General features: G+C 71.1%; 5 protein-coding genes and 1 tRNA gene. 3 read left to right on the top strand and 3 right to left on the bottom strand.

Annotation, left to right across the window (positions count from 1 at the left end; translation table 11 throughout):
- Positions 1–11 precede the first annotated feature (11 nt).
- Positions 12–1763, bottom strand: a complete 1752-nt coding sequence (locus ACQ0O7_RS09060) for an NAD-binding protein (protein ID WP_430781372.1) — start codon at positions 1761–1763, stop codon at positions 12–14.
- Between the two features lie 154 nt (positions 1764–1917).
- Here ACQ0O7_RS09060 and ACQ0O7_RS09055 point away from each other — a divergent pair, with 154 nt between their 5' ends.
- Positions 1918–2898, top strand: a complete 981-nt coding sequence (locus ACQ0O7_RS09055) for a hypothetical protein (RefSeq protein ID WP_430781371.1) — start codon at positions 1918–1920, stop codon at positions 2896–2898.
- 366 nt (positions 2899–3264) lie between these two features.
- On the opposite strand, the gene ACQ0O7_RS09050 is transcribed toward ACQ0O7_RS09055, so the two are convergent.
- On the bottom strand, positions 3265–3690 hold the full coding sequence (locus tag ACQ0O7_RS09050; protein ID WP_430781370.1) for a GNAT family N-acetyltransferase: 426 nt from the start codon (positions 3688–3690) through the stop codon (positions 3265–3267).
- A 76-nt stretch (positions 3691–3766) separates the two neighbouring features.
- Here ACQ0O7_RS09050 and ACQ0O7_RS09045 point away from each other — a divergent pair, with 76 nt between their 5' ends.
- Positions 3767–5308, top strand: coding sequence for a PQQ-binding-like beta-propeller repeat protein (locus ACQ0O7_RS09045; protein WP_430781369.1), 1542 nt, complete (start codon positions 3767–3769; stop codon positions 5306–5308).
- Positions 5309–5368: 60 nt separating this feature from the next.
- Here the strand turns inward: ACQ0O7_RS09045 and ACQ0O7_RS09040 are convergent, their stop codons facing one another.
- A complete protein-coding gene (locus tag ACQ0O7_RS09040; RefSeq protein WP_430781368.1) occupies positions 5369–6457 on the bottom strand; it encodes an ABC transporter ATP-binding protein in 1089 nt (362 codons plus the stop codon).
- A 138-nt stretch (positions 6458–6595) separates the two neighbouring features.
- On the opposite strand from ACQ0O7_RS09040, the gene ACQ0O7_RS09035 reads away from it, so the two are divergent.
- Positions 6596–6672: transfer RNA gene (locus tag ACQ0O7_RS09035), tRNA-Thr, on the top strand.
- The last annotated feature ends 2 nt before the right edge of the window (positions 6673–6674 follow it).

The following is a 6674-nucleotide window of genomic DNA, read 5'->3' as shown; positions in this document are numbered from 1 at the left end:
CCGACCGCTCTCTAGCCGACCGGTGGGCTGGACCGCTCGGCGAGGGTCCGCAGGCCGTGACGGCGGGCGACCACGATGATCCGGTCGCCCTCGGCCAGCACCCGGCGCGGGTCCGGGCCCCAGTCCACCCACTCCTCGCCGGCCACCGACAGGCCGAGCACCCGCGCCTGGCCCGGCTGCTCGGCCAGGTCCAGCGGGGCGCCGTCCAGCGGGGACAGCGCCGACACGGTCACCGTGGCCACCAGCACCGAGTGCCTGTCGACCGGGATGGTGGCGTGCACGTCCCGGTCCAGCAGGGCGGCGGCGAACACCGGGGCGCAGATCCGGGAGACGCTGCGCGAGGTGTTGATCTGGAACGCCGACTCGACCCGCTGCGCGAAGTCGTCGTCGAACAGCCGCAACACCACCCGCAGGTCCTCGTGGGTGGCCCGGGACTGCAACCCGGCCTGCAGGTTGACCCGGTCGTCGGTGGAGAGCACCACCAGCGCCCGGCAGGTGTCGATCGAGGCGGCCTGCAGGGTCTCCTGGGCCGAGGCGTCCCCGATGATCACCGGAACGCCGCGTTTCCGGGCGCTCTTCACCCCTCGGGCGTCCGCGCTCTGATCGATCGCGACCACCCGGACCCCCAGGTCGGTGAGCTGACGCAGCACCTGGGTGCCGACGTTGCCGAGCCCGACCAGCACGATGTGGTCCCGCATCGCCCCGGCGATCCGGCCCTGGCTGAGGGCGAGCCGCGCGTTCACCATGCCGTCCACCACGGCGGCGGTGATCAGCGGGATGATGGCCAGCCCGGCGATGGTCAGCACCAGCTGGGCGGCCTGGCCGACCGGATCCCGGTCCACCTCCACATCGGAGGAGCCGACCGCGGTCAGCAGAGTCATGTAGATCGACTCCCACAGGCCGTGGCCCGCGCCGTCGTACTTCGCCAGCACCAGCCCGGCGATCAGCGTGGTGGCCAGCGTGATCAGCACGGCGATGCCGAGTTTGCGGCTCAGGGCGGCACGCAGCGCCCGGCCGAAGGCGTGGAACGGCCGCCGTCGCCGGCCCGCCCGGCTGAGCAGGCGCCGGGTCACGTCCTCCCCGGCCGGCCGGCCGACCGCCTCGGCCAGCACCAGATCGGACGGTCGCGCGGTCGCCCGATCCGGTTCGGCCGGCAGGACCGTCGCCTCGCCGTCGGCACCGGCGGCGGTCAGGGTGAGGACGACATGTCGCGGCAGGACGTCCTCCCGGTGGGCGACATAGAGGGTACGGCCGGAGCGGCGGAAGTGTGTGGGTGCCACCTCGCCCAGGGCCGATGCCACGAAGGCGGGTGCCGCCATCTCCGCGTCGGACAGCACCGCGCAGTCCGGGAAGAGCCGGACCACACTCTTGCCGAGTCCGGGATTGAACATCCGCACCACCACCCGCAGCTCCGCCTCCACCTCGCGGGCGCAGAGCGCGGCGTGCAGGTTGACCACGTCGTCCGGCATCACCAGGGCGAGCGCGGCGGCGCCGTCCAGCCCGGCCTCCCGGAAGGTCCGCTCGTCCAGCCGGTCGGCCTTGCGCCACATCACACCCCGGTCGGCGAGGGACGCGATGTCCGGGACGTCCGGCCGGATCCGGTGCGGAGTGATCACCGTGATGCGAATCCGATCGCGTGAGTTGGCGAGCTCCTCGGCGAGCGTGAAGACCAGCGCATCGGCACCGCACAACACCAGGTGAGGCCGGGTGTCCTCGTCGGACTCGGAACGGTTGTGGATCTTTTCAGCGGGTGCGGCACTCACGTTCACGAATCGTAGTCAGCCGGAACCTGCCCGTGGGGGCGCTCGTTGCCCCACCTGACACCTTATGTCCGACTTGATGGGTATCGACCCAACCCCATCGTCCGATGTGGCCAGGAGAAGATCAGTGCGCAAGTTGTGGTGTGCCGGAGCTGTCGTGAGTGGAATGCTGTTCTTCGGGGCGGCGCCCGCCTGGGCCGAACCGGCCTCGGAAGAAGGCTCGCCGGGTGCGAAACCGGCCGCCGACGTGGTCCGCACCGCGCCCGGGGGTACGCCCGGCGTGGCCGGCCGGTCCCGTTCCGGCACTCTCGGCGTGCTGCCGGTCCGGGGCGTGCCGGTGGCCGGACAGGACGTCCGCGTCGCCAACCTGCCGGTGGACGGCATCTTCGGCCGGCTCAGCGGGCTCGGCCCGGCAGGCACCTCCGGGGCGCCCGGCGGGATCGGCCTGGCCGGCTCCAGCAAGGCCGCGAAGACCACTCGTGTCCCGGCGCCGGACGAGCGGCCGGTCTCGACGCGGCTGGAGCGGGCGGTCTCGCCGCAGCTGGAGCAGATGCGGAGCTTTGACGACCACGGGCTGCTCGGCGGTCTCGGTGGCGGGCTGCCGGTGCTCTCCCAGGTGGTCGATTACCAGTCCGATGTCTCCGGGCCGCCGTCCGGGTTCTACGGCATGCGGTCCGGTTACTACGGTCTGCCGTTCGGTGGTTCGCCGGTGCGGCTGAGCCGTTCCGCGGAGGGCACGCCGGACGACGGCACGGTCGTCGACCCGGCGCCGAAGGCCGCCGCCAGCGTCAGCCCGTCGGTCTCCGCTCCGGCCGGCACCGACCCCGCGACGGATCCCGCCACGGACCCCTCCGCCAGCCCGGCCACCGACCCCACGACCGGTCTCGCCACGGACGCGCCGGCCCCCGCCGGATCCACCAGCGCCTCGCCCGCCGCGAGTGCGCCCGTGACCGGCACCGACGCGCCTGCTCCGGCGATGTCCGCGTCGGTCTCGGCTCCGGTCTCGGCTCCGGCGTCGGCGTCAGCGTCAGCGTCGGCTCCGGCGTCGGCCGGCGAGCAGGTCCCGGGCGACCCGGCCGTCGACGACCCGCGCCTGGCCGAGGAGCCGGTGGACGGCTTCGTGAACCGCGCGAAGTAGCGACAGCGCGAAGTAGCGACAGCGCGAAGTAGCGACAGCGCGAAGTAGCGACAGCGCGAAGTAGCGACCGCCGGAAGACGCGGCCTGGGCGGAAGAATCGACCCGGCTGCAGCGGTGACCGGCACGAGGTAGAAGCAACCGTCATTCCCCGGCGGGAGCGCGCACCGGCGACGTCCACGCGGTGCGCGCTCTCGCGTCGGAACGTCAGATCGTCAGAATGTCGGAGCGTCGAAGCGTCGGAGCGTCGGAGCGTCGAAGGGTTCCGGTCGAACCCCGGCCACCGCATCCGGCCCGGCGGTCGCCGGACGGTCCGGTGTGCCGCCCACCTCGCGGGGACGAGACGGGACCGTCTGGTGGACCGTACGATCAAATTTGATCTTGATTGAGGTCCCACGACAACAACGTGAAGGTCATCTCCTCCATCGCCCCCGCCCGGCGGTAGGTGGCCAGAGCCGCCTTGTTGTCGGTCTCGGTGGAGACCCACATGCCGTAACAGCCGTTCTCCCGGGCGATCGCGGCCAGCGCGTCCACCAGCGCCGTCCCGATGCCCTGCAGGCGGGCCACCGGCGCCACCCCCAGCTCGTAGACCAGCATCTCGGTGCCCTTGTCCGGATGGGTCGTCTCGATCCCGGTGATCATGCCGACCGGACGGCCGGCGTCGTCGTAGGCCAGCAGCAGATGGTGTGTCGGGTCGGTGAGGAAACGCCGGGTCGCGGACTCCAGCGGCGCGGCGTCGAACAGGTCCGCGGCGCGATGGACCTCGGCCTCGGTGGTGATTCGTTCGATGCGCATGACGCCACGATAGCCAGCCGGGCGGGGCCGATCGCCGGACTGGCCATCGAAGGTTCAGTAGGTAGCATGACCTGCCGTGACAGCGGCAAAGGGCGAGGACATGGCGGAGCCGGGCGACGGCGGGACGAAGCCGGAGCCGACGGTGCCCGACCCGGCGGCCGACGAGCCGACCCAGACCGCCATCGCGTACGCCGATCCGGTCGACCCATGGGCCGCGGGTGAGGCCGCGTCGATCGCCGCCGGTGGACAGCCCAGCTATCAGACGCCGCCGGCGGGTTCCGGTGGAAGCTGGCCGGCCACCGAGCGGGAACGTCCGCGGCCGCGCCGTCGCGGGCTGCTGATCGGTGGGATCGCCGCCGTCCTGGCCGCCGGGGTGGCCGCCGCGACGGTGCTGCTCTGGCCGGACTATCCGGCGCTCGACTTCCACCGGGTCGAGCAGGTCGCCCGGTTCGCCCCGCAGGTCCCGTTCACCTCCGGCTTCACCGATGTCGAGGTGCTCGGCGACCGGAGCTACTTCGCCGGGGTCGACACCAACGGCGACCTGCGGGTGCTCGCCGCCGACGACCGGCTCCGCTGGGAGACCACCGCCGCCGGGCGGGCCCCGTCGTGGACGGCGATGCGGGTGACGCCGACCGCCGTGGTGCTGTTCTCCGGTCTGGACTCGGCCACCAGCACCAGCCGGGTGGTGGCGCTGGACGCCGCGGACGGGCGGCTGCTCTGGGAGAAGCGGATCGGCTACAACGACGATGTCCACGTCGGCGCGGAGACCGTGCTCTGGTCGGATCGGGAGGGGCTGCGGCTGACCGGGTTCGGGCTGGCCGATGGGGTGGAGCGCTGGTCGGAGCCGGACGAGGACGCCACCACCCTCCACCCGGTGCAGTCGCCGGCGGACCTGAACGGGCCGGCCAGCACCACCGGGCGGACCTTCGCGCCGGAGTTCTCCACCTTCGTCCAGATCGACGCGGACCGTACCGTCACCGTCCGCGACCTGGACACCGGCGAGGCCCGGCAGACCCGGGAGAACGTGGCCGCCACCAGCAGTGACGTGGTCGCCTACGACGGCCGGCTGTTCGTGCTGGAGCCGGGCACCCCGAAACGCGTCTTCGAGTACGACCTGGCCAACCTCGCCGCCGAGCCGAAAACCCGGTACACGGTGGGTTCGGCGGAGAACATCGACGGGCTGTCGCCGTGCGGGGAGCAGCTCTGTCTGCTGCGTACCACCGGCTACGACCGGGCCACCAGCGAGATCGTCGCGGTCGGCGACACCGGCTGGACGCTGGCCGTGCCGGAGACCGAGATCCTGGTGCCGGCCGGGCCGACCGGTCTGCTGGCGATCGGCGACCGGGGCACCACACTGGTCGTGGACCGGAAGGCGGTCTGGACCCTGGACGGCGGGGTGGCGGCCCGGCTGGACGCGACGAACGTGCTGCGCTTCTCCGAGGAGCCGACCATCTCGGTGGGCAACCGGGTGCTGTCCGGCTTCCACCTGGGCGACAAGGCCGGCGAGATCCGGGAGTTGGGCGAGATCCGGGACGTACGGTCGGACAGTTGCGCCTGGAACACCGAGATCATCGCGTGTGCCGCGGCCGAGGACTACGTCGTCCACTCGTTCGCCTAGTTCTCGTGCGACGGAAACGGCCCCCGATCACTCGGGGGCCGTTCTCGTCGAGACTCGGCGTCAGATGCGGTTGCCGGTGCCGGCGTTGAACACGTGCAGCGCGCTGACCTGCGGCTTGATGTAGACCGTCTCACCCATGTGCGGCATGCTGCGACGCTCGGTGCGGACCGTGAACCGCTCCGAACCGCCCGGCAGGTCGGCGTGGCCGTAGACGTTGGCGTCCGAACCGAGGTCCTCGACCAGGTCGACGACGATCGGCAGCGCGTCGGGGGACTCGCTGACCACGTCGGCGGCCTCCGGGCGGAAACCGACGGTCACCTTGCCGTCGCCACCCTCCTTGGCCGCGGCCACCTGCTCACGGGTGAGCGGGATGGTCAGCGAACCGAAGTGGGCGCCGGTGTCGTTCAGAGGAACGGTCTTGATGTTCATGGCCGGGGAGCCCATGAAGCCGGCGACGAACACGTTGCCGGGGGTGTCGTAGAGCGCCCGCGGGGTGTCCACCTGCTGGAGCACGCCGTCCAGCATGACCGCAACCCGGTGGCCCATGGTCATGGCCTCGACCTGGTCGTGGGTCACGTAGACGGTGGTGACGCCGAGCTTGGCCTGCAGCGTGGCGATCTGCGAACGGGTCTGCACACGGAGCTTGGCGTCGAGGTTCGACAGCGGCTCGTCCATGAGGAACACCTGCGGCTGGCGGACGATCGCGCGGCCCATCGCGACACGCTGCCGCTGACCACCGGAGAGCGCCTTCGGCTTGCGGGAGAGGTACTCCTCCAGCTGCAGCAGCGAGGCGGCTTCCTTGACGGCCTTGTCGATGTCGGCCTTCGGCGTCTTGCGCAGCTTCAGGGCGAACGCCATGTTCTCGTACACCGTCATGTGCGGGTACAGCGCGTAGTTCTGGAACACCATCGCGATGTCACGGGACTTCGGCGGGAGGTGCGTGACGTCCTTGTCGTTGATGAGGATGCGGCCGCGGTCCACGTCCTCCAGGCCGGCGAGCATGCGCAGGCTGGTGGACTTGCCACAACCGGAGGGGCCGACCAGGACCAGGAACTCTCCGTCGCCGATCTCGAGGTTCAGCTCGTTGACCGCGGGGCGCTCGGAGCCCGGGTAGATCCGGGATGCCTTGTCATAAGTGACGGTAGCCATGGTGAAACGACTTCCTTTCCACCGGCAGGAACGTGCCGGACGATCCGAGTAGAAGGAACAGCCCCGCCACCGTATTTCTTTTTCTCTGACCTGCCAAGATGGCGATCGGATAACGGGACGTTATGCTGGGGGCCGTTCGCCCCTGTAGCTCAGATGGCCAGAGCACCCGTCTTGTAAACGGGAGGTCGTCGGTTCGATCCCGACCGGGGGCTCCACT

It is taken from the genome of Actinoplanes sp. G11-F43 (assembly GCF_050589265.1).
Classification (GTDB): Bacteria; Actinomycetota; Actinomycetes; order Mycobacteriales; family Micromonosporaceae; genus Actinoplanes.
This window is presented reverse-complemented; position numbering and strand designations above follow the sequence as displayed.

Excerpts from the sequence above, each read along its gene's own strand:
- ACQ0O7_RS09050 (WP_430781370.1), bottom strand. The coding sequence starts at position 3,690 with ATGCGCATCGAACGAATCACCACCGAGGCCGAGGTCCATCGCGCCGCG.
- ACQ0O7_RS09040 (WP_430781368.1), bottom strand. The coding sequence starts at position 6,457 with ATGGCTACCGTCACTTATGACAAGGCATCCCGGATCTACCCGGGCTCC.